The organism is Candidatus Methylomirabilota bacterium (assembly GCA_035764725.1).
Taxonomy (GTDB): Bacteria; Methylomirabilota; Methylomirabilia; order Rokubacteriales; family CSP1-6; genus DASRWT01.
On the sequence record DASTYT010000022.1, the window covers coordinates 1 to 21601 of the forward strand.

20 protein-coding genes are annotated in these 21601 nt (G+C 71.4%); 7 read left to right on the top strand and 13 right to left on the bottom strand.

Annotation, left to right across the window (positions count from 1 at the left end; all coding sequences use genetic code 11):
- Nucleotides 1–124 precede the first annotated feature (124 nt).
- The gene (locus VFX14_03055; protein ID HEU5188646.1) at nucleotides 125–1201 is read right to left on the bottom strand and encodes a DUF933 domain-containing protein; all 1077 of its coding nucleotides are present in this window, start codon (nucleotides 1199–1201) and stop codon (nucleotides 125–127) included.
- Between the two features lie 26 nt (nucleotides 1202–1227).
- On the opposite strand from VFX14_03055, the gene VFX14_03060 reads away from it, so the two are divergent.
- Both VFX14_03060 and queF read left to right on the top strand, forming a co-directional pair.
- Nucleotides 1228–2127 (top strand): DMT family transporter, encoded by a 900-nt coding sequence (locus VFX14_03060; protein ID HEU5188647.1) that lies wholly within the window; start codon nucleotides 1228–1230, stop codon nucleotides 2125–2127.
- A gap of 32 nt (nucleotides 2128–2159) precedes the next feature.
- Entirely contained in the window at nucleotides 2160–2525 is a 366-nt protein-coding gene (queF, locus tag VFX14_03065; protein ID HEU5188648.1) for a preQ(1) synthase, read from the top strand.
- Nucleotides 2526–2541: 16 nt separating this feature from the next.
- Here the strand turns inward: queF and VFX14_03070 are convergent, their stop codons facing one another.
- From VFX14_03070 to VFX14_03095, 6 genes are all read right to left on the bottom strand, one after another.
- Nucleotides 2542–3408: an EamA family transporter gene (locus VFX14_03070; protein HEU5188649.1), complete on the bottom strand. Its 867-nt coding sequence runs from the start codon at nucleotides 3406–3408 to the stop codon at nucleotides 2542–2544.
- A 10-nt stretch (nucleotides 3409–3418) separates the two neighbouring features.
- Complete coding sequence (locus VFX14_03075; protein ID HEU5188650.1) at nucleotides 3419–4684, bottom strand: DUF1501 domain-containing protein; 1266 nt, start codon at nucleotides 4682–4684, stop codon at nucleotides 3419–3421.
- A 1-nt stretch (nucleotide 4685) separates the two neighbouring features.
- Complete coding sequence (locus tag VFX14_03080) at nucleotides 4686–6416, bottom strand: DUF1800 domain-containing protein (protein ID HEU5188651.1); 1731 nt, start codon at nucleotides 6414–6416, stop codon at nucleotides 4686–4688.
- Nucleotides 6417–6479: 63 nt separating this feature from the next.
- Nucleotides 6480–7241, bottom strand: a complete 762-nt coding sequence (locus VFX14_03085) for an SDR family oxidoreductase (GenBank protein HEU5188652.1) — start codon at nucleotides 7239–7241, stop codon at nucleotides 6480–6482.
- Nucleotides 7242–8051, bottom strand: coding sequence for an alpha/beta hydrolase (locus VFX14_03090; GenBank protein HEU5188653.1), 810 nt, complete (start codon nucleotides 8049–8051; stop codon nucleotides 7242–7244).
- Nucleotides 8052–8075: 24 nt separating this feature from the next.
- On the bottom strand, nucleotides 8076–9092 hold the full coding sequence (locus VFX14_03095) for an alcohol dehydrogenase catalytic domain-containing protein (GenBank protein HEU5188654.1): 1017 nt from the start codon (nucleotides 9090–9092) through the stop codon (nucleotides 8076–8078).
- Between the two features lie 63 nt (nucleotides 9093–9155).
- On the opposite strand from VFX14_03095, the gene VFX14_03100 reads away from it, so the two are divergent.
- Nucleotides 9156–9953, top strand: a complete 798-nt coding sequence (locus VFX14_03100; GenBank protein HEU5188655.1) for an alpha/beta fold hydrolase — start codon at nucleotides 9156–9158, stop codon at nucleotides 9951–9953.
- A gap of 10 nt (nucleotides 9954–9963) precedes the next feature.
- A complete protein-coding gene (locus VFX14_03105) occupies nucleotides 9964–11439 on the top strand; it encodes a wax ester/triacylglycerol synthase family O-acyltransferase (GenBank protein HEU5188656.1) in 1476 nt (491 codons plus the stop codon).
- Here the strand turns inward: VFX14_03105 and VFX14_03110 are convergent.
- Nucleotides 11436–11855: a hypothetical protein gene (locus VFX14_03110; GenBank protein ID HEU5188657.1), complete on the bottom strand. Its 420-nt coding sequence runs from the start codon at nucleotides 11853–11855 to the stop codon at nucleotides 11436–11438. The two genes, VFX14_03105 and VFX14_03110, sit on opposite strands and share 4 nt — an antisense overlap.
- 148 nt (nucleotides 11856–12003) lie before the next feature.
- On the opposite strand from VFX14_03110, the gene VFX14_03115 reads away from it, so the two are divergent.
- Nucleotides 12004–13293, top strand: coding sequence for a DUF445 domain-containing protein (locus VFX14_03115; GenBank protein HEU5188658.1), 1290 nt, complete (start codon nucleotides 12004–12006; stop codon nucleotides 13291–13293).
- Nucleotides 13294–13330: 37 nt separating this feature from the next.
- The gene (locus VFX14_03120) at nucleotides 13331–13870 is read left to right on the top strand and encodes a hypothetical protein (protein HEU5188659.1); all 540 of its coding nucleotides are present in this window, start codon (nucleotides 13331–13333) and stop codon (nucleotides 13868–13870) included.
- Nucleotides 13871–13891: 21 nt separating this feature from the next.
- Here the strand turns inward: VFX14_03120 and VFX14_03125 are convergent, their stop codons facing one another.
- Genes VFX14_03125 through VFX14_03140 form a run of 4 tightly spaced genes read right to left on the bottom strand, consistent with a single transcriptional unit; the run spans nucleotide 13892 to nucleotide 19033 of the window.
- A complete protein-coding gene (locus tag VFX14_03125) occupies nucleotides 13892–17137 on the bottom strand; it encodes a cytochrome P450 (protein ID HEU5188660.1) in 3246 nt (1081 codons plus the stop codon).
- Between the two features lie 5 nt (nucleotides 17138–17142).
- Complete coding sequence (locus VFX14_03130; protein HEU5188661.1) at nucleotides 17143–18000, bottom strand: SDR family oxidoreductase; 858 nt, start codon at nucleotides 17998–18000, stop codon at nucleotides 17143–17145.
- 11 nt (nucleotides 18001–18011) lie between these two features.
- On the bottom strand, nucleotides 18012–18437 hold the full coding sequence (locus VFX14_03135) for a hypothetical protein (GenBank protein ID HEU5188662.1): 426 nt from the start codon (nucleotides 18435–18437) through the stop codon (nucleotides 18012–18014).
- Between the two features lie 17 nt (nucleotides 18438–18454).
- Complete coding sequence (locus VFX14_03140; protein HEU5188663.1) at nucleotides 18455–19033, bottom strand: GNAT family N-acetyltransferase; 579 nt, start codon at nucleotides 19031–19033, stop codon at nucleotides 18455–18457.
- A gap of 98 nt (nucleotides 19034–19131) precedes the next feature.
- On the opposite strand from VFX14_03140, the gene VFX14_03145 reads away from it, so the two are divergent.
- Entirely contained in the window at nucleotides 19132–20838 is a 1707-nt protein-coding gene (locus tag VFX14_03145; GenBank protein HEU5188664.1) for a carboxylesterase/lipase family protein, read from the top strand.
- Here the strand turns inward: VFX14_03145 and VFX14_03150 are convergent.
- Entirely contained in the window at nucleotides 20835–21596 is a 762-nt protein-coding gene (locus VFX14_03150) for a 3-oxoacyl-ACP reductase family protein (GenBank protein HEU5188665.1), read from the bottom strand. The genes VFX14_03145 and VFX14_03150 overlap by 4 nt on opposite strands.
- Nucleotides 21597–21601: the final 5 nt, after the last annotated feature.

The following is a 21601-nucleotide window of genomic DNA, read 5'->3' on the forward strand; positions in this document are numbered from 1 at the left end:
GGGGACCCGCTCCTCAGACACGACGGCAACCCCCACGGTCTTCGGACCGGGTCCCCGCCGCGGCCCCCGACCCTACGCGCTTCGGTCGTTACTGTCTCCGCACCCCACGGCCAGACTCGTGAGGCTATTTGGCGACGTTGAAGCGGAAGTGGCAGATCTCGCCGTCGGCGACGACGTACTCCTTGCCCTCGAGGCGGAACTGACCGCGCTCGCGCACGGTCGCCATCGAGCCGTCGGCGGCGATCAGCTCGTCGTAGCCCACCACCTCCGCGCGGATGAAACCGCGGGCGATATCGGAGTGGATGGCGGCCGCCGCGTCCTGCGCTCGCGTGCCGCGCGGCACCGACCAGGCGCGCACCTCGTCCTCGCCCACCGTGAAGAAGGAGATGAGCCCGAGCAGGGCGTAGCAGTCGGTCAGCACCCGCCGGAGCGCGGGCTCCTTGAGGCCGAGGTCGGCGAGGAAGGCCGCCTGCTCCTCGCCGGCGAGCTGCGCCACCTCCGCCTCGATCACCGCGGACACCCAGCCGAAGCGCGTGCCCGGCCGGCCGTCCAGCGCGGCGAGCCCGAAGCTCTCCACGAGGGACGCGCCCCGCGCGACCTCCTTCTCGTCGAGGTTCAGGCAGTGGAGGATGGGCTTCTGCGAGAGGAACGTGAAGCCGCGAATGAGCCGGGCCTCGTCCTCGGCGAGCGGGACCGCGCGGAGCGGCGTCTCCGCCTCCAGCGCGGGCTTGAGCCGCTGCAGCACCGCCTGCTCCTTCTGCTCGAGCGGGTTCGGCTTCTTCTTGAGCGACGCCTCCAGGCGCTCCAGCCGCCGCTCCACCACCTCCAGATCCGCGAGGATCAGCTCGGTCTCCAGATCCGCGATGTCGCTTCGCGGCGCGGCCGCCGCGCCGCCCGCGTCGGGAAACGCGCGGACCACGTGGAGGAGCGCGTCCGCGTTCCGGAACTCCTTCGCGTCCAGTCCTTGCCGCTCGCCCTTGGTGATGCCCGCCAGATCCACCACCTCGAACGACGCCAGCGTCGTCTTCTTCGGCTTGAACAGCGTGGTGAGACGATCCACGCGCGGATCGGGCACGCGCGCGATGCCCACATGCAGCTCGCGGCTCGCCCCGAACGACGACGTCGGCACGCTCTGACCGGTGAGGAGATTGAAGAGCGAGGTCTTGCCGCTCTTGGGAAGCCCGATGAGCCCGATCTTCATGAGGACCCATGCTACCATGCCGCCCCGTGACGTCCCTCCGCTCCCTCGACGCCAGGGGCGCGCTCATCTCGCTGTTCCTCGCCGCGCTCTGGGGCGGCAACCCGATCGCCGTGAAGGTCGCGCTCGCGGACGCACCACCACTGCGCTTGGCGTGGATGCGGTTCCTCATCGGCGGCCTCGTGATCCTCGGATGGGCGTTCTGGACGAAGCGTGCCGGCGTCCTCCGCTTCCGACCCGCGGAGTGGCGCACGATGTGGTCCTTGGGGCTCCTCTTCTGCGTGCAGATCGGCCTCATGAACTACGGGATCGCGATGACCTCGGCCGCTCACAGCACCGTGCTCCTCAACACCTACGCGGTGCACAGCGTGCTGCTCGCCCACTTCTTCCTCCCGGGCGATCGCCTCACCCTCGGCAAGCTCGGCGGAGTGCTCGTCGCCTACGCGGGCATCGTGCTGCTGTTCGGCCGCGACTTCTCGCTCGAGGGCGGCACCCTCCTGGGGGACCTCGTGGTGTCGGCGAGCGCGCTGCTGCTCGGCGAGCGCATTGTCTACATGGCGCGGGCCGTCCAGAAGCTCGACCCCGTGAAGCTCCTCATCGGCCAGTCCGCCATCGGCACCGCGTGCTTCCTCGTCGCGAGCTTCGTGTGGGAGAGCGGGGTCCCCACCCTCTACACCACCAGCCTCGCGACCTCGCTCTTCTACCAGGGCGCGGTGGTGGCCGGCTTCAACTTCCTCGTGAACACCTGGATGCTCCAGCGCTACCGGCCGAGCGTGCTCGCGGCCCCCGCGCTCACCACGCCGATCTTCGGGCTTCTCATCGCCCGTGTGATCACCGGCGATCCCCTCACGCCGACGTTGCTTCTGTCGGGGCTCCTGGTGGCGCTCGGCATCGGCATCACCACGTGGACGACCCGGAGCACGCCTTGACCGCCCGCGCAGCCGCGCGGTAGCCTCGGACCATGCCGAGTCAGCCGTCGAAGCGCCTGGACGCAGTACCCAACCCGCATCCCGACCGCGACTACGAGATCGCGCTGGAGATCCCGGAGTTCACCTGTCTCTGTCCCATGACGGGACAGCCCGACTTCGCCACGTTCCGCATCCGCTACGTGCCCGATCAGGCGATCGTCGAGCTCAAGTCCATCAAGCTCTACATGTGGGCGTACCGGAACGAGGGCGCGTTCCACGAGGACGTGACCAACCGGGTCCTCGACGACTTCGTGGCGACGGCGCGGCCGCGCTGGATCGAGGTGGTGGGCGACTGGAACGTGCGGGGCGGCATCAAGACCGTGGTGCGCGTGGCCCACGGCAAGCGGCCGGAGATTTAGCGGCCGCCCCCCGAGATCACGACGCCAGCGAGAGCAGCACGACGCCGGCCAGCATCACGAGCGCGCCCGGGGCGATGTCCCGGACCTTCTGGCGCTCGCCGAAGACGACGACCCCGATCCCCATGGCGAAGAGGATCTCCACCTGCTTCACCGCCTCCACGTACGAGGACAGCGTCATGAGGTAGGCGGTGCCCTGAGTCACCGTGGTGAGCGCGGCGAAGAGGCCGAAGCTCACGAAGGCCTTCCAGTAGCGCGGCACCTCGGCGAAGTGCCGACGCGAAGTGACCAGGACGATCGGCGTCACGAGCAGGCTCGCCGCGAGGTAGCCCCCCAGCGTGCCCATGAAAGGGTCCGAGCACTGCATGGCCCACTTGATCGTCACCACCGACGGCGCGAAGAACAGGGCGGCGAGCAGCGTGTACCGGAGGCCGCGGTCGGTGAAGAGCACCGCCAGCGGCGCCCACCACGCGATGTGGGCCCGGTTCACGTTGAGCAGATACACGCCGGACATGCTGATCAAAATCCCCGCGATGCCCAGCGCGCTCGGCACCTCGCGGAGCGTGAGATACCCGAGGACCACCAGCACGAGAAGGCTCACCTTCCACAGCGCGGTCACCATCGAGATCTGCCCGAGCTTGAGCGCCTTGGACAAGGCCATGGTGGAAATGATCTGACAGACGGCGAAGGCGAGGCAGGCGGTCACGAAGCCCGGCTTGATCGGCGGCACGCCGCGCCACCAGACGAACGCGGCGGCGAACGGGAGGAGGAAGGTGAAGCGGCCCCAGACGTTGATGTACTCGTCGAGGCTGTGGCCCAGGCGCTTCATCACCGTGTTGCGCAGCACCTGACAGAGTGCGGCGACGAGCGCCAGGGCGAACCACATGCGCGCGAGTCTACACGAGGACTCCCGGAAACCCCGACGTCTTGACGGTGAAGCCGGGGAAGAGCGGTGCGGTCGGACCGACGCCCAGGTGGCGCAGAGCGACCTCGGCGAAGAGCGCGCGGAAATCGGTGGTCACGGCGAGGTCGCGGCCCTCGAAGAGCTGGTCCCGCCGCAGCCCGGGCCACCGCCCGTACACCGCGCCGCCCCGCACGGGACCGCCAAGCACCAGCATCGCCGTCGCGTGGCCGTGGTCGGTCCCACGGTTGCCGTTTTCGCGAACGGTCCGGCCGAACTCCGACATCGTGAGCACGACGACGTCGTCCATCCGGTCGCCCAGGTCCCGCTCGAGGGCGGCCAGGCCCTGAGCGAAGTCGCCGAGGCGGTTGGCGAGCTGGCCACGCTCGTTGCCTTGGCCGGCATGGGTGTCCCAGCCGCCCACGTCGGCGAACGCGACTTCCACCCCGACGTCGGCCCGGATGAGCTGGGCGATCTGCTTCAGGCTGTCACCGAAGCGGCCGCGCGGATACTGGGCGCCGTTGGCGGGCGCCAGGCGCTGGGGCGCGGCGGCCTTCAGCATCTTGACCGCTTCGAAGGTCTCCTTCCCCGTGCCGTAGAGGAGATCGCGCACCCCCTGCTCGTACATGGATTCGAAGCCGCGCCGCGCGTCCACCGCGCCGGTCATCGAGGCGCCCCCCACGTCGAACTCGGCGATGCTCCCCATCGCGACCGCCCCCGCCCCGCGCAGCACGCGGGGGAGCTGCGGCCCCATGGCCACGGCGCGAAACGGACAGCTGCTCGCGCGCGGCGTGGCCTGGAGCCCGCGGGCGAGCCAGCCGTCGGCGGTGCTCTTCACCCCCGGCGTTCCCGACTCCATGTAGTCCTGCGCATCGAAGTGCGAGCGCGTGATGTCGGGCGAGCCGCACGCGTGGACGATGGCGAGGCGCCGCGCGTCCCAGAGCGGCTTGAGCGGCGACAACGCGGGATGGAGGCCGAAGAAGCCGTCGAGGTCCACGGTGGTCTCGGGCTGCCCGCTCGCCGGACGCGCAATCGCGATGGCCCCCCGCGCGCCGTAGTAGTCCGGATCGCCGTGGGGCACGACCATGCTGAGCCCGTCCACCGCGCCGCGCTGGAACACGGCGATGAGCGTCTTGCGCCGCGCCGCCGTTCCCTGGGCCGCCGCGGCGCGGAGAAGGAAGCGCGGCATGCCGTCGAGACCGATGCCGAGCGCGCTGAGCGCGCCGCCCTTTATGAACGCCCGGCGGGTGCAGGGATCCACGCTATCGCCTCTGGAACTCGGGTGAGCCGAGCACGAGCGCGGCCAGCTTCTCGACGTCGGTATTGCGGGGGCCCCGATCGTCCGCGGTGGCCCGCACGATCTCGGGGCTGTCGAGCTGCGAGACGAGCACCCGGCGCGTCGAGGCCGAGATCTCCCCCTGCAGCACGACGCTCACGATGCGGTCCAGCAGCGCCGCGGGCTGTCGCCGATCGACGCCCTGCAGGAAGCGGCCCACGTCGGTGCGGACGCCGGGAAGCCGGTTCTCGGCCAGGGCGAGGGCGTAGTTCATCCGGCCCAGCAGCGCGCCGGCATTGACCCACGCCTCGGCGACATCGGGGTAGCCCGTGGGCGGTTGGGCCTCGTAGAGCGGCGCGCTCAGTCGCGCCACCTGCCGCGCCAGGGTGAGGCCGCCACCCACCACGCGAGCGGGGGCGCCGGGCGCCGGCGGCGGCTCGAGCCGGCCGTCGAGCGCGCGCACGGCGCTCGTCACGACCTCGAGTGGCGTCTTCGTCTTCGCATGGTAAGTATCCGCCGATATGAACTCCGGCGAGGTGAAGATCGCCACGAGGACGGCCCGGATGTCCCCGTCGGTCTTCCTGAAGACACCGGCGACGCGGTCGACCAGCGCCTTCGGGGGATCGTCGCGCACGAAGCGGCGGACGAGCTTGGTGGCGATGAAGCGCGCGGTCGAGGGATGGCGCGCCAGCAGATCGATGACCGCCAGGCCGTCCTCCTTCCCGCCGCCCGCCGGGATCGTGGTGCCCAGGACGCGCTTGGCGTTACGGTCATGCGCGAGGGGGCGGAAGAGGTAGCCCCCGCCCTGCTGCGGCCGCTCGATCGTCCATCCCGTGAAGCAGCGAGCCACCTCGACGACGTCCTGCTGCGAGTACCCGCCGTCGACGCCCAGGGTGTGGAGCTCCAGGAGCTCGCGCGCGTAGTTCTCGTTGAGCCCGCGCCGTCCCCGGCCCGGCACCACGAGATCGTCGCGGGTGCTGAGCCAGTTGTCGAGGTAGTAGAGCATCGCCGGGTGATGCGCGGTGGCGACCACCAGATCGCGGAAGCGGCCCAGCGCGTGGGGACGGATGGCCTCGCGCTCGTACGCGGCGGTCATCCACCGGACGGGGCCCTTGAGCGCGTAGACGTTGAAGTGATTGAACCAGAAATCGACCATGACTTCCTGAAGCTGCCGCTCGGAGAGAACAGCCCGTGCCATCTTCGCGCTCTGGAGCTGCGCATTGATGACGGCGGGGCGACGTTCGGGCGGGAAGACCTCGCGAATCTCCTGGGGCGTCATCTGGCCCGACTGGAAGCGCTGCACGTCCTGCTGCCGCGGCGGCGGATAGTCCCGGTAGAGATCCGCCGCGCTCATCGCGAGCACCGGGTAATCCCCCAGCGCCGCCTCGAGCGCCGTGTCCGGGATGCGCTCCGGCTCGAGCTGGCGCTCGATCCACCGCTCGACGCCCATCTGCCGGACGCGCTCGAGATCGCCGGGCCGCGGGCCATAGCCGAGGCGATTGAGGACGTGGAGGATCCGCTGGTCTTCCCGAAGCGTCGAGGCCGCCAGCGTCACCCGATAGCGCGGGGGCGGCTCCACGATCCGCGCGCGAGGCGCCGGAGGGGCGTGGCCCCCGGCGCCGGCGGGAGGGCGGGACGAGCAGCCGGAGAGGAGCGCCAGGGCCAGGAGCCCGGGGGCCAGGACGGCGTACGCGCGGCGCGGCTCGAGGGGTCGCATGGTCGGCGTCTTCTCCGTCTGACGCCTCCCCGTATCTTAGTGTTTACACCTCGAGGCTGTCACTCACAGATAGCCGTAGGACGACCAGCCGCCGTCCACCGTCAGGATCTGCCCGGTGATGAAGGACGCGCCCGGGCCGGCCAGGAAAATCGCCGCCTCCGCGATGTCCTCCACCGTGCCCAGCCGCCCCATCGGGGTGCGTCGCGCCAGCTCGCCGAAGTCGATCTGGCCCCGAGCCGCGACGCCGCGCGTGAACTCGGTCTCGACATAGCCCGGGGACACGGCATTGACGCGTACCCCCCGCCCGGCCCACTCGATCGCCAGCACCTTGGTCATCATGTCCACCGCGGCCTTGGACACGCAGTAGGCGAGCCGCTTCGGCGCCGCGACGCTGCCGAACATGCTGCTCACGTTGACGATGGCGCCGCTGCCGCGGGCCAGCATGCCGCGCCCCACTTCCTGGCTCAGGATGAAGTAGGCGGTCAGGTTGAGCTCGAGCGTCTGCCGGTAGTCCGCCTCGGCCAGTGACTCCGACGGCGCCACCCGCGGCTGCCCGGCATTGTTCACGAGCACGTCGGGGGCGGCCCCGAAGCGCTCGGCGCTCTCGCGCGCGAGCCGCCGCACCTCGTCGGCGCGCGTGAGATCGGCCGCGATGGGATGCGCGGCGGGCCCGAGCGCGCGAGCCTCGCGCGCGCAGTCCTCGGCGCTGCGCGAGTTCACGATCACGCGGGCGCCCTCGCGCACGAACGCGCGGGCGATCTCGAGCCCGATCCCCTTGGTCGAGCCGGTGACGATGGCGGTCTTGCCGTCGAGCCGGCCCGCCATTCAGCGCTTCGCGCTCTTGAGGAACTCCAGCAGCGCGCCGTTGACGCGCGGCGCCTCCTCGATGAAGAAGCCATGGCCGCCGGGAAGCAGGCGCAGGCGCGCATTCGGGATCAGCTCGGCCAGCTCGCGCGAGAAGAGCGGGGGCGTGAGGATGTCGTCCTTGCCCACGAGCACCTGCGTCGGCGCCTTGATGCGCTTGATCTCCTTGATGCGCGTCCCGTTCCAGGCGATGAGCCCCTCGCCCTGGCGTATCAGGCCCTCGGGCCGCGTGGGGTGCGGATAGGCGAGGGCCCGCTTGAGGGCCTCCGCCATCGCCGCCTCGTCGGCGAGGAACGCGGGCGAGTAGATCCACGGGAACAGCACATACCGGAAGCGGTCCTCGATGGAGAGGTGCGGGGCCAGGGCCATCCACGAGCGAATGGTCTGGATGAAGCGGCCGTCGCCCCGCGCCCAGCTGCAGCAGATGGACAGGCTCCGCACCTTCTTCGGGTTCCGGATCGCGAGCTCCATGGCGATGGTGCCGCCCATGGACGCGCCGACCACGTGAGCCCGCGCCATGCCGAGGTGATCGAGCAGCGCCGCCGCATCATCGGCGAGCAGCGCGGTCGGGTACGACGGAAGATCGGGGACCTCCGACTCCCCCACGCCGCGGTTGTCGAGCGTGATCACCTGATAGCGCGCGGAGAGATCCTTCACCTGCAGGAGCCAACCCACCGCGGCGCCACCCAGGCCGCTGATCAGCAGCACGGGGTCCCCCTGCCCGGAGACCTCATAGTGGAGGCGAGCACCGTTGAGCGTGGCATGGGGCATGGCGAATGTCTCCGTGGCGCGCCGTCAGGGAATGACGGCGACCTTGATCGACTCGGGCGCGCGATGGGCCTGGAAGGCCTTCGGCGCGGCGTCGAGGGGGAAGCGATGCGTGAGCAGGCGCTCCGTGCGAACCTTGCCGTCCGCGAGCAGCCGGATCGCCTCGGGAAACTCGGCCTGATAGATCATCGAGCCGAAGAGGCTCAGCTCCCGGCGCACGACCCAGAAAAACTCGACCGATGAGGGCCCATGCGGCAGGCCGGTGAGGACCACGCGCCCGCCGGGCCGCGCGAGCTCGATGGCCCGGGCCACCGCCTCGGGCGTGCCCGCGGTCTCGATGACGATGTCGACGCCCTCGCGACCGGACAGCGCGCGGGCCGCGGCCAGCGGCGCGGTATCTTGCGCGGGGGCGCTCGCGGCGGCCACGGCATCGGCGCCCAGCGCGCGGGCGACGTCGAGCCTCGCCTCGGTGCGGCCCACCGCGAGCACGGAGAGCCCGCGGGCCTTCAGCACCTGCACCGCGAGCAGCCCGAGCGTGCCCACACCCAGCACCGCCGCCGTCTCTCCGGCCCGCGGCGCGGCGCGCCCGGTCGCGCGCGTCACCACGGCCAGCGGCTCCGCCAGCAGGAGCTGATCGTCGGACAGGTCGCGCGGCGCCGGCCAGCACACCCGGGCAGGCAGGCGCGCCTGCTCGGCAAGGCCGCCGTCCACGTCGATGCCCACCGCCGTTCGTGAGAGACAGAGATTGCGATTGCCCTCCCGGCAGAGGGCGCACACGCCGCAGGAATAGTTCGGCTCGACGGCGACCTTCTCCCCGACCCGCACGTTGTCCACACCGGCCCCCACCGCGAGGACATGGCCGATGAACTCGTGGCCCATCACCAGCGGGTAGGCGACGCGCCGCTCGCCCGTCCAGATCCGGTAGTCGGTGCCGCAGAGGCCGACCGCGACCACCCGCACCACGACCTCGCCGGAGCCGGGGACGAGATCCCGCACCGCCTGCACGCGGAGATCACGAGGTCCGTGGAGGACGGCGGCGCGCATGGCGCGTATCGTAGCAGAAGACTTCGTGTTACATTGGCGACGGATGCGATCGCATTCGCGCGCATGACGACGTCCGCGTCCTCGCCCTTCGTGAGGGACCAGCAGCCGGCGCCGGTGCCGATCTGGCGGGAGGCCCTGGTGGGCCTCGACTGGCTCTCGCTCCGCACCTCCCCCGTCTTCTACGGCTGCGGCGTGCCGCGCGGCGACGGCGCCGCGGTGGTGCTGATCCCGGGCTTCCTCGCCAGCGACTGGTACCTCTTCGAGATCGCGGGATGGCTGACCCGCATCGGCTACCGCGCCGAGCTCTCCCGGGTCGGCCGCAATGCGGAATGCCTCGACGTGATCGCCGACCGCCTGTTCGGCACCATCGAGGCGGCGCGCACCGCCACCGGTCGGCCGGTGCACCTCGTCGGCCACAGCCTCGGGGGCATGCTCGCGCGCTCGGCCGCCACGCGCCGGCCCGACCTCGTCGCCTCGGTCACCACGCTGGGCTCGCCCTTCCGCGGCGTCCGGGGCCATCCGCTCGTGCTCTTCGCGTCGGACCGGGTACGCGACCGCGTGCAGCGCGGGCGCTGGGATCGGCCCCAGTGCTACACCGGCTTCTGTGGCTGCCCGGCGGTGGGAGGGCTTCTCACGTCGTTCCCGGACACGGTGCCGCAGATCGCGGTGTACAGCCGCTCCGACGGCATCGTGGACTGGCGCTCCTGCATCAACGGCGACCCGGCCACCGACTTCGAGGTGGCGGGCACCCACATCGGGCTCGTGGTGAATCCCGCCGTGTACCGCATCCTGGCCGCGCATCTGGCCGCGCACCCCGCGGCTCTGGGCCAGGACGTCTCCGCGTCCGGGTCGCGCAGCTAGGGTCGGCGCGGTGTCCGCGCGCGAGCTCAATCGTCGTCTCACTTCCGTCGACGCCACGTTCCTCTATACCGAGAAGCCCACGCTGCCCATGCACGTGGGTGGCTGCATGGTCTACGAGGGGCGCCTCACGCTCGACACGCTGATCGCGTCGCTCGAGGCGCGTCTCCATCTCCTCCCGCGCTACCGGCAGAAGGTCGTCTTCCCGCCGTTCGGCATCGCGCATCCCACCTGGGAGGACGACTCGGCCTTCCACATTCGCCACCACGCCGCCGAGATCACGCTCCCCGCGCCGGGCGACGACCATGCGCTGTCGGAGGCGGGCGGCCGCGCCTTCGCCGGCATGCTCGACCGGGATCATCCCCTCTGGAAGCTCATCGTCGTGAACGGCCGGGCCGACGGGAACACCGCGGTGATCTGGAAGGTGCATCACGCCATGATCGACGGCGTGTCCGGCGTGGACCTCACGATGGTGCTGCACGATCTCAAGCCGGACGCCGCGCCGCCCGAGCCCCCCTCGGCGGCGTGGCAACCCCAGCCGGTGCCCGACCCTCTCACGCTCCTGCAGGATTCGGTGCGCGACCGCCTCACCGAGATGGCGCGCGTCGCCACCGACGAGGCCTTCCGGCTGCTCCGCCCCACGGATGTCGACGCGCGGGTGCGCCAGCTCGCCAGCGCGCTCACGTCGTCCGCGCCGAACGTGCTGCGGCCCGCGCCCAAGGTGCCCTTCAACGGGTCGATCGGCGGGGAGCGCCGCTTTGGCTGGGCCGAGTTCTCGTTCGGCGAGTTCCGCCGCGTGAAGTCGGTGCTGGGCGGCACCGTGAACGACGTGGTGCTGGCGGTGATCGCGGGCGGGCTCGGGCGTTACCTCCGGGCGCTGGGCCTGCCGACCGAAGGCGTTGAGCTCCGGGCCATGTGCCCGGTGAGCATGCGGCGCCCCGATCAGCGCGGCGCGCTCGGGAACCTGGTCTCGATGATCTTCGCTCCGCTGCACGTGGGCATTCTGGACCCGGTCGCGCGGCTCGCCGCCGAGCGCGAGTCGATGGAGCGGTTGAAGAACCAGGACCAGGCGGGCGGCCTCTACGAGATGACCAACCTGCTCCAGCAAGTGCCGCCCGCCCTGGCCGCGATCGCCGGACAGCTCACGGTGCCCAACACCCTGCTCAACACCGTCTCGACCAATGTGCCCGGGCCGCAGATTCCCCTCTTCCTCGCGGGCCGGCGTCTCATCGGCTGGTATCCCCTGCTCCCCCTGGCGGGCGACGTGGGGCTCTGTAACGCGATCCTCACCTACGACCAGCGGCTCACCATCGGGGTGACCACGGATCCGAAGCTGGTGCCCGACGTCTGGCTCTACGTCGAATGCCTCAAGGCATCCTTCGCCGAGCTCGTTGACACCGCCGGACGACGAGAAGGGGCCAGTGGCGAGGCACCGCCCGAGAGCCGCGCGGCAGCGACGCCAGTGACCCCTTCCCTCGGTCGGGCCTAGCGGGTGTAGATCTCCCGCATCCGGTTGACGTAGGTATTGCCCGCGCCCTCGATCTCCTTCACGGTGCGCTCTGCCGACGCCTGGAACCGCTCGGCGTTGCGGGCGATGATCTGGGCGTTCGTCTCCACGAGCTTGGTGGCGCGCTGAGTGCCGTCGGCCACCGCCTGCAGGCCCTTGCGGTACCACGCCATCGGGTCGCGGCGCGCCTCCTCGATCATGTCGGCGGGCGGCGCGGCGGGGAGGCTGAGCTCGCGGGCGGCTTCGATGGCCGCGGCCTGGAGCTCGACGTAGGTCTTGATGCCCTCGCGGGCCGTCGAGGAGCCCAGCTCCACGAGCTCGCCGATCACGCGCTCGTTGGCCTGGGCGTAGGCGGACACGGCGTCCAGGATCTTCTCTCTGAGGGTGCTGGTCTGCATGATGCGTCTCCTTCTCTTCTCCGGCCTCGCCGGCTGTTATGGTGTGGACCCGGTCGGTCCCTCGCGACACGGCGAAGATAACACACTGCGTTATGACGTCAAGCGAAATTTAACGCATGGCGTAAATCTCCCTTATATTGTTGATAACGTGAGTCAAACCACCACGACTTCCGCCGTCTTTCGGCCCCGCAGGCAGCGACGCCTGGCCCTCATCGTCCTGCTCGTCGCGGTCGCCTTGGCCATCGCCGCGTTCCCGCTGCGGGGCGCCTGGTGGGGGGGCTGGATCCTCGCGATCGCGGAGGCGGGGATCGTGGGTGGCCTGGCCGACTGGTTCGCCGTGACGGCGATCTTCCGGCGTCCGCTCGGCCTCCCCATTCCCCACACCGCGCTGATCCCGGCGAACTGGGAGCTGATGGCGGCGCGAGTCGGCAGCATGGTCGGCGATCGCGTCCTCACCAAGGAGTACGTGACCCACGAGGTGGCCCGCTTCGATCTCGCGGAGCTGCTCGCCCGCGCGGCGGAACGCGTGAAGCCGGCCGACCTCGAGGCGGGTCTCCACCGGGTGGCCCGCTGGCTCGCCGAGCAGCTCTCCCCCGCCGCCACCGCGGACGTCGTCGCGTGGACTCGTCGGCTGCTGCTCGGCCAGCCCGTTGCGCCCCTCCTCGCGCGCGCCATCGAGATCGCGCGCCGTCAGGGCTGGGATCAGCGCGCGATCGAGGCCCTCGCCACGGCGCTCGCGGACGCGCTGGACCGGCCCGACGTCCGCACCGCCGTGGCCGACCTGGTCGACGAGGTGCTCCTGAGCTACCGGGAGAAGATGGGCACCTACCCACGTCTCCTCCTGGGGCTCGCGGACGCGTTCGGTCTCATCGACCGCAACCGGCTCGTGGGGGCGCTCCACGGGGCGGTGCGGAAAATTGCCGCCGATCCCGACGACCCGCTGCGACGCCAGCTCGCGGACCTGATCGCCGGCTTGCCGGCGCGGCTGCGCACCGATCCAGGCCTGGCCGCCAGGGTCGAGGCGGCAAAGACCGAGCTCATCGCGAGCGCCGAAGTGAGCCGTCTGATCGAGGACGCGGCAGAGGCCCTGCGTCGGGCGCTGGTGGCCGATCTGTCCAGCGAGCGCTCGGAGGCGGTCGCGTGGATCGGCGCGCGCCTCGAGGAGCTGCGGCGGGAGCTCGCCACCGACGCCGAGCTGCGCCAGAGCCTCGATCGCTGGATCAAGACCCGCGCCATCGAGGTGATCGAGCGCTACCACGATCGCATCGCCGCCTTCATCGAGCGGGGCGTTCACGCCCTGGGCCCCGAGGGCGCGGTGCGGCTCATCGAGGAGCATGCCGGGGATGATCTTCAGTACATCCGAGTGAACGGCACCGTGGTCGGTGGCCTGGCCGGCGGCGCGCTCTACGCGATCCACCTGCTCCTCCACCTGCTGTGAGTGGCGCGTGGGCTAGAATGGGGGCCGAGGGGATTCCATGAGACTCGCCGTCCTGGGATTGCTCGTGCTACTCGCGGCGCCGGCCGGCGCGCAGGAGGCGCCGTTCGAGCTCAACGGGCTCGTCCTCGGCTCGGACCAGGCCTCGGTCGAAGCGTCGTCACGGTTCGCGTGCGCGGATCCGCAAAGCCCGGCGGCGGACAAGCTCTGCCGGCTCCGGCCCGGCCAGAGCGAGACTGTGGCGGGGGCGCCGGTCAAGCGCCTCTTCCTCTACTTCTACTCCGGCAAGCTCGAGATGATCTCGGTCACGCTCGATGCGAAGTACTTCGTGGACGTGGTCACCGCCCTGACCAAGGAGTACGGCAAGGCGGCGGTCGAGACCGAGACCATGCAGAATCTCAGCGGCGCCGCGTACGAGAACCGGATCTACACGTGGCGCCGAGGGAATGCCACCCTCGAGGTCCAGACCTACGGCCGCGACCTTGAGAACTCGTCGATGATCTACCGCACCGACTTCTCGCTGCAGGAATACACGCGGCGGAGCGGGGCCAAAGCGCCAGGTAAGACCAAGAGCCAGTAGCCCCGGCCGAGGCCGCCAGGCTCAGCTCGACGCCCAGACGTCGATCAGGTAACGGTTGGCGCGGATCAGGCCGTCGATCCACGCCTCCGCCTGCGCATCGCTTCCGCCCCTCTTGGCGCGGTGGACCGCCACAAACGCGCGCCGGACATCCGGCGCCATGCGGGCGGCGTCGCCGCAGACGTAGACTACCGCTCCCCGCTCGAGCAGCCCCCACACCGCGTCCTGCCGCGTGAGGACCTCGTCCTGGACGTAGACGCGGGGTCGCTCCGGCACGCGTGAAAAACACGGATGGAGCGTCACCACCCCGCGCTCGGCGAAGTCGCGCAGCTCGCCCTCGTAGATGAAGTCCTGCTCGGGATGGCGGCAGCCGGAGAAGAGCAGCGCGGGGCCGACGGCGCGCCCCTGCGCGGCGAGGGCCGCTCGCTCCTGGAGGAACCCGCGGAAGGGCGCCAGACCCGTGCCGGGCCCGACCATGATGATGGGCGTGGCCGGATCCTCCGGCAGACGGAACGCCGAGCGGGTGTCCTTGACGAACGCCTGCACCACGCTGCCCCCGCCGTGGCGCAGGAGATGGTTCGAGCACACGCCCTCGAAGCGACCCCGTCCCGAGCGCGCCTCGCCCGCGACCACGGCCACCGTGATGCTGCACCGGCGCGCGTCCTGCAGGGGTGACGACGAGATCGAGTAGTAGCGCGGCCGGAGCGGCGGGAGCAGCTCCAGATAGACGTTGAACGGGAGCTGACAGGCCGGGTACTCCTCGAGCAGGTCGAGCACCGACTTGCGCCGGGCCGCCACCTCGTCCCGGTACCGGGCGTCGTCTGCGGCCAGCGTGGCGAGGCGGGGCCGCGTCCACGGGCATTCCGTGTGCTCGACCATGGTCTCGATGTGCCGGCGCGACGCGACGTCCTGGAGCTCCACGAACTCGCCGAGCAGCCGGGCGAGGGCGATGGGCGCGCCGACGGGCAAGAACCCCGCGCGGCCCCCGTCGCGCCGGAGCAGGAGGTGGCTCCCGCGGTCGAGACCGAAGCGGGCGGCCACCCGCGCCACCAGCGCGTCCGGGTTGCGCGGCGCCACGCCCAGGTGATCCCCGGCCCGGTACACGACCCCCGCGGGCAGCTCGATCTCGAGGTGCCGGGTCGAGCGCTCCGAGGCGAAGGGGCCGGTCTTGGTGTGCAGCTCGCGATTCACGGCGACGCGCATGGGCCGGGCGCCGTGGCCGTCCTCACGCGCGCCGGCGTCCGGGCCCGCCACCACCTCGACGGCGAGATGGGACACGTCCGCGGTGGATGCCGGCGCCAGCTCGACCCCGAGGGCGGCGGCGACATTGCCCCACGTCGACTGCTCCCACGTCGCGAGCTGCGCATCGAAATCGTCGCGCGCGTCCCCCTCGCCGCGCGGCGCGATGCGCTGGGCGCCAAGGGCCTCCAGCCGGGCGTCGATGAGCCGCGGCACCGCCTGGAACGTCGCCGCCCAGTCGCGATTGCCGCAGCCGAATACCGCGTAGCGCACGCCCGCGAGCGCCCCCGGGGGGAGGCGACCGTCGCGCAGCCAGTCGCAGAAGCGGCCGGCATTGTCGGGCGGCGTCCCGTTGTACGAGGCGCTGGTGATCAGCACCGCGCCCGCGCTGGGCAGCCGGCCCGTGTACTCGTCGAGCATGCCCACCGTCACCGTGAAGCCGTGATCCGTGCCGGCCTCGGCGAGGCGCCGCGCCACCTCCTCGGCGGTGCCGAGGTTCGAGCCGTAGAGCACGAGCAGCGGGGTGCCGTGACCCGGCCGCGGCGCGCGCGCGGGCGCCGTCGCGCCCGCCGGCGCCGCCGCGTGTGGGGAGGTCGCCACCGCGGCCGCCGCGCGGTCCCCCGTCGCCCGGTCGCGCGCGGTGCGGCGCCGGACCTTGATGCGGAAGCCGTCGGGCTTGACGGTGAGCGTCTCCTTGAGGGCGAGCCGGTAGCGCGTGTGGTCGATGAGCTTGAAGCGGTGCAGGACCATGCCGAGGACCAGCGCGGCTTCCTGCAGGGCGAACTGGCGTCCGATGCACGCGCGCTGCCCGTTCCCGAAGGGCTTGTAGGCGTTGGCGGGACGGCCGCGCTCGGCTTCGCGGCTGAAATGATCCGGGTTGAACACATCCGCCTGGTCGCCCCAGACCTTGCGGTCGCGGTGGAGCATCGGGCTCAGCACCACGATTTGGTAGTTCTTGCGCATCCGGTACTGGCCGCCGATCAGCTCGTCCTTGTACGGCGACAGTGCGAACACCGGCGCGGTGGGCCAGAGGCGGAGGGCCTCTTTCAGCACCTGCTCGATGTAGGTGAGCTGGTTCACCTGCTGATACGTAGGCAGCGTCGCCGGATCGGGACCGAGCACGCGGTCCACCTCGGCGTAGGCCCGCGCGAGCACCTCGGGGTTGTTGAGGAGATAGTAGATGGCGAACGACAGGAGCCCACTCGTGGTCTCGTGTCCCGCGATGAGGAACGTGATGACCTGGTAGCGAATGTTGAGATCGTCCAGCCGCTCGCCCGACTTCCGGTCTACCCCCGAGAGCATATGGCTCAGGAGGTCGGGCTTGTCGTGCACGTCGTCTCCGCTCTCCCGGCGCTCGCGCACGATGCGGTCCACCATCTCGTTCATGTAGCGGATGTCCGCGCGCAGCTTCCGCTCGCGGTCCTTCTTGATCACGCTCTCCAGGGGCAGCCCGCGCGTCTCCATGGACGCGCCGAGGGCGCCGATCATCGCCCCCACGAAGGGGTGCGGCGACTCCCGGTAGAACGAGTTGAAGCGGTAGCCGAAGCCGCAGAGTCCGATGGTGTCCAGCGTGAGCGACGTCATGTCGTGCGTGACATCGATCTCGTCGTCGGCGTTGAGGCGGTCCCACTTGAGGACGAGCTGCTCGGCGATGTCGAGCATCATCGGGTGATAACCCTGCATCGCGCGCTGGGCGAAGCTCGGCAGGAGGATGTTGTGGGCCTTGGCCCAGTTGGGCTCCTGGGTGTAGGCGGTGAAAAGCCCGTCGCCCGCGAAGGAGCGGAGGCGGCGGAGGGCGCCCCGTACGCTCTTGTCGAAGCGGGCCTCGTCGCAGAGCTCGTCGACCAGCTCGAAGCCGGACACGATCACCACCGGCTTGCCCAGCATGTCGAGCCAGTAGATGGATCCGTACTCGCGGGCGAGCTTCATCATGTCCTGCACCGGCGTGGTGGTGGTGAGCGACAGCAGATTGCCCAGCACGAACGTGCGCGGCGGATGCGGGATCGGGTCGAGGAGATTCTTCTTGGCCATGGCGCTCAGGCGCTCCGCGCCGGCCCGGCGGGGGGCGCGCCGCTCGCCGCGCCCTTCTGGAAGCCCTCGAGGAACGGCACGCTCTGGCCCAGCACGAAGTCCATGAGCCCCGGCGCCACCGTGTTGAGCAGTCCCACCACCTGGGCGTCGAGCGCCATCACGATCTCGGGCTGGGGCAGCCGCGCGTCGTCCACGATGATGCGGGCCAGCTCGCGCGCCGGGAACTTCGGCAGGAGGCTCGCGAGATCGAGCCCGGTGCGGTTGTTGGTCGTCTCCCAGATCTCGGACTCGATGGCGCCCGGGAAGATCGTGCTCACGTCGATGCCCTGCGCCATCACCTCGGTACGCAGCGCCTCGGAGAAACCGGCCATGGCGAACTTGCTGGCGCAGTACGCCGTCTCGTACGGCAGGCCTCGCTTGCCCATGATGGAGGCAATATTGATGATGAGCCCGCCCCCGGCCTGCGCGCGCATGCGCGGCACCGCCGCCTTGCACGCGTAGACCGCGCCCCAGAAGTTGACGTCCATCACCCGGCGGAACTCCTCGAGGGACTGCTCTTCGAACCGCGCCGCCAGGCCCATCCCGGCATTGTTCACGAGTGTATCCACGCTGCCGAACCGCTCAATGGCGCGCTCGATGAGCTGCGCGACCTGGACGGGATCAGCCACGTCGGTGCGCACCGCGAGGGCCGCGCCACCCTGCCCCTCGATCTCGGCCACCAGCTCGCCCAGGCGGTCCTCCCGCCGCCCCGCCGCGACCACCCGCGCGCCGGCGCGGGCGAACTCGCGGGCCGTCTCGCGACCGATGCCGCTGGTGGCGCCGGTGATGACGACGGTGGTGCCGCGGACCTGCCGGGGGGCCATTGCGTGCGCGATCAGGTCCGCGCGCCGCCGCCCGGGCGCAGAGTCTCGGCGGCGCGCGCGAGCGCGTCCATCCAGAGCTTGTACGCCTTCCCCTGTGCCTGGGTGAGGCGCGCGATGGCGTCGGACAGCTCGCTCGGCGAGGCGCCGCTGGCGAGCGTGAGGGGCAGGCGCATCCACGCCACGCCGGCGGCGAGCGCCGCCTCGTGCAGCTCGCGCAAGGCGGCCCCACCGTCAGCGAGGCCGGGCGCCGGCCGCGGGAGCTGCGCCGTCCACGCGCCCGCCACCTCGCCCCAGCTCCGTGCGGCATTGTTCCAGAACTCCTGGGCCTGGCGGAAGCCCTCGAGGAGGGAGCGGGAGCCGGTCTCCCACGCCTCCCGGAGCTCGTCGGGGCTCATGCCGGGCGGATGCTTGCCGGAGGGTGTGTCGGGGTTCGCCATGGGGACCTCCTGTGCCGCTACTCGACGAACTCGGTCAGCCCGGTGACGTCATAGGCCATGACGACGAGATCGCGAGTGCGTCCCGCATGATCCACCACGAAATCCTGGAGCAGCGCCTCCGGCTTGAAGCCCAGGCGCTCGAAGGTCGCGATGGCGCCCTTCTGATCCGTGGTCATCTGCGCCACGATCTTGCGCAGCCCCCGCTCCCGGCCGATGGAGAAGATCTCGCCGGCGAGCGCCCGGCCGAGCCCGCGCGAGCGATGCGCCGGCCCCACCTGGGTGCGGATCTCGCCGAGGTGCCGCTGCCACGCCACGCGGTTCTGCACCAGCGAGGCGTAGCCGGCGGTCTCTCCGTTGACCTCGGCGATCACGGTGGTGGCGAGGCCCGCCTCGAGGTTCCGCACCCACAGCGCCACCGCCCCGGGATCGGTGATGTCCATCCTGAGGAACAGCAGATCGTCCTCCGGGAGGCTGCGCGCGAACGTGCCGATGCGCCCGGCATCGGCCGCGGTCATGAGGCGGAACGTCACCGGCGTGCCGTCGCGCAGCGTCACCGTGTGCGGATAGGTGCTCGCGGTCGCCCGCGACGGAGTCATCGACGGGCCTCGTCTTCACGCATGGGGCGTCAGTATAAGCCACCGCTCCCGCCGAAGCCACCGGCCGGCGAGGGTCGGCGCGGTAGAGTGGCAGGAGCATGCACACCATCGCCACGACGCGCCGGGGCCGGCTCGAGGGACGGGACGAGGGCGGCCTCGTCGTGTTCCGCGGCGTGCCCTTCGCGGCGGCGCCTGAAGGGGCGCGGCGCTTCCTCCCGCCCGAGCCGCCGGCGCCGTGGGCCGGCGTCCGGCCGGCGCAGGCCTTCGGCCTCGCCGCCCCGCAGAACGCCGCGGAGATGGGGCCGCTGTTCCGACTCGGTCTCGGCGCCACGGGCGAAGATTGCCTCTCCCTCAACGTCTGGACCCCGGCCCTCGACAACGCGCGACGCCCGGTCATGGTGTGGATTCACGGCGGCGCCTTCGTGCTGGGCGCGGGCTCGCAGCTCCTCTACGACGGCGCCGCGCTCGCCCGCCGCGGCAACCTCGTGGTGGTGACCATCAACTACCGGCTGGGCGCCCTCGGGTTCCTGCACCTCGCCACGCGCCTCGGGGCCGAGCTCCCCGCCACCGGCAACGAGGGTCTGCTCGACCAGATCGCCGCGCTCGAGTGGGTACGCGACGAGATCGCGGCCTTCGGCGGCGATCCCGAGAACGTCGCGATCTTCGGCGAGTCCGCGGGCTCGATGAGCGTGGCCACGCTTCTGGGCGCCCCGCGCGCGGCCGGCTTGTTCCATCGCGCGATTCTCCAGTCCGGCGCCGCCAACTACGTGTGGCCGCGCGATGTCGCCGCCGCCGTGGCGGACGCCCTCCTCGACGCGCTCGGGGTCGAGGGCACCGCCGCCGTCCGCGCGCTCCCGGTGGATCGCGTGCTCGCGGCGCAGCGCCGCGTGTTCCTCGCCGGCGTGCTGGGCACTGACCACGTCTTCCACGACTTGTCGCCCTCCGGGCGACGTCTGGCGGGCGCGGCGTTCCTGGGCCTCGCGCTCGCGCGCCGCCCGCTGGGCGCGGCCGGCGCCGCTCTCACGCGCGGACTGGCGGGCTACCTCCGGCGGCGGCGGGAGGGGCGCGCGCCGGGCGGGGCGGCCGAGGCGCTCGACGCGCTCCGCGGTCGCGGCCTGCCCTTTCAACCCGTCGTAGACGGCCACGTGCTGCCCCGCCCGCCCCTGGACGCGATCGGCGACGGCCTCGCCGCCCGTGTGCCGGTGCTCGTGGGCACGAACCGTGACGAGTCGAAGCTCTTCCTCTTCCTCGACCCGGAAGGCGACGCGCTCGATCAGGCGGGGCTCGAGGCGCGCGCGGCGGAAGTCCTGGGCGCGCAGGCGGGGCACGTGATCGCCGTGTACCGGGAGGCGCGGCGGGCACGCGGCGAGTCCATCGCGCCCGCGGAGCTCTGGTCGGCGATCGAATCCGACCGCACCATGCGTCACCCCGCGATGCGCCTGGCGGAGCGTCAGCGCGCGCATCAGCCGCGCACCTACGCCTATCTCTTCACCTGGCCGTCACCGTTCATGGGCGGCGCGCTCGGCGCCTGTCACGCCCTCGAGCTGCCCTTCGTGTTCGGCACCCTGGGGCACCCGATGCTGCGCCCCTTCGCCGGCAAGGGTCCCGTCGCGGAGGCGCTCGCCGCGCGCGTCCAGGACGCGTGGATCGCCTTCGCGCGCACGGGCGATCCGTCCCACGGAGGCCTCGGGGCGTGGCCGGCCTACGATGCGGCCACGCGGGCCACCATGATCCTCGACCGCGAGTGCCGGGTCGAAGCGGCGCCGCGCGAGCCCGAGCGCGCGGTGTGGGACGCCGTCCCCTAGGCGGCGGTGTGGCCGCCGTCGAGGAAGATGGTCTGCCCCGTCATGTAGGAGGAGGCGGGGGACGCAAGATAGACGGCGAGCGGGCCAATCTCCGACAGCTCACCCGTGCGCCGCATGGGCACGTCGCGCAGCAGCCGCTCGCTGATCTTGGGGTCGGCGAACGCCTCCGCATTCATGTCGGTGACGAACCAGCCGGGCGCGATCGCATTGACCTGCACGTTGTAGCGAGCCCACTCCACGGCGAGGCATGTGGTCAGCGAGATCACTCCGCCCTTGGACGCCGCATAGGGCGTGTAGCCGGCCAGCCCCGACACCGCCATCACCGAGGCCATGTTGATGACCTTCCCCGCCTTCTGCCCGGTGAGGCGCGCGGCGGCGGCGCGGCAGCCGTGGAACACGCCGACCAGGTTGACCTCGATGACGCGGGCGAAGTCCTCGGGCGGCATGTCGAGGACGGGCCGCACGGCGGCGATGCCGGAGTTGTTCACGACGATGTGGAGGCCGCCGAGCCCGTCGATCGCACGCGCAACCAGTGCCTCCACCTGGGCATAGTCCGCCACGTCGGTCCGCACCGCGAGGGCCCGCCGCCCGCGCTGCTCGACCTGGTGGGCGGTCTCCTCGATCTCGGTGGTGGCGCGCGCGCCCACCGCCACGTCGGCTCCCGCCTCGGCGAGGGCCAGCGCGATCGCCCGCCCCAGGCCCCGGCTGGCGCCGGTCACGATCGCCACCTTGCCGTCGAGGCGAAAGGGATCGGCCATCGCGC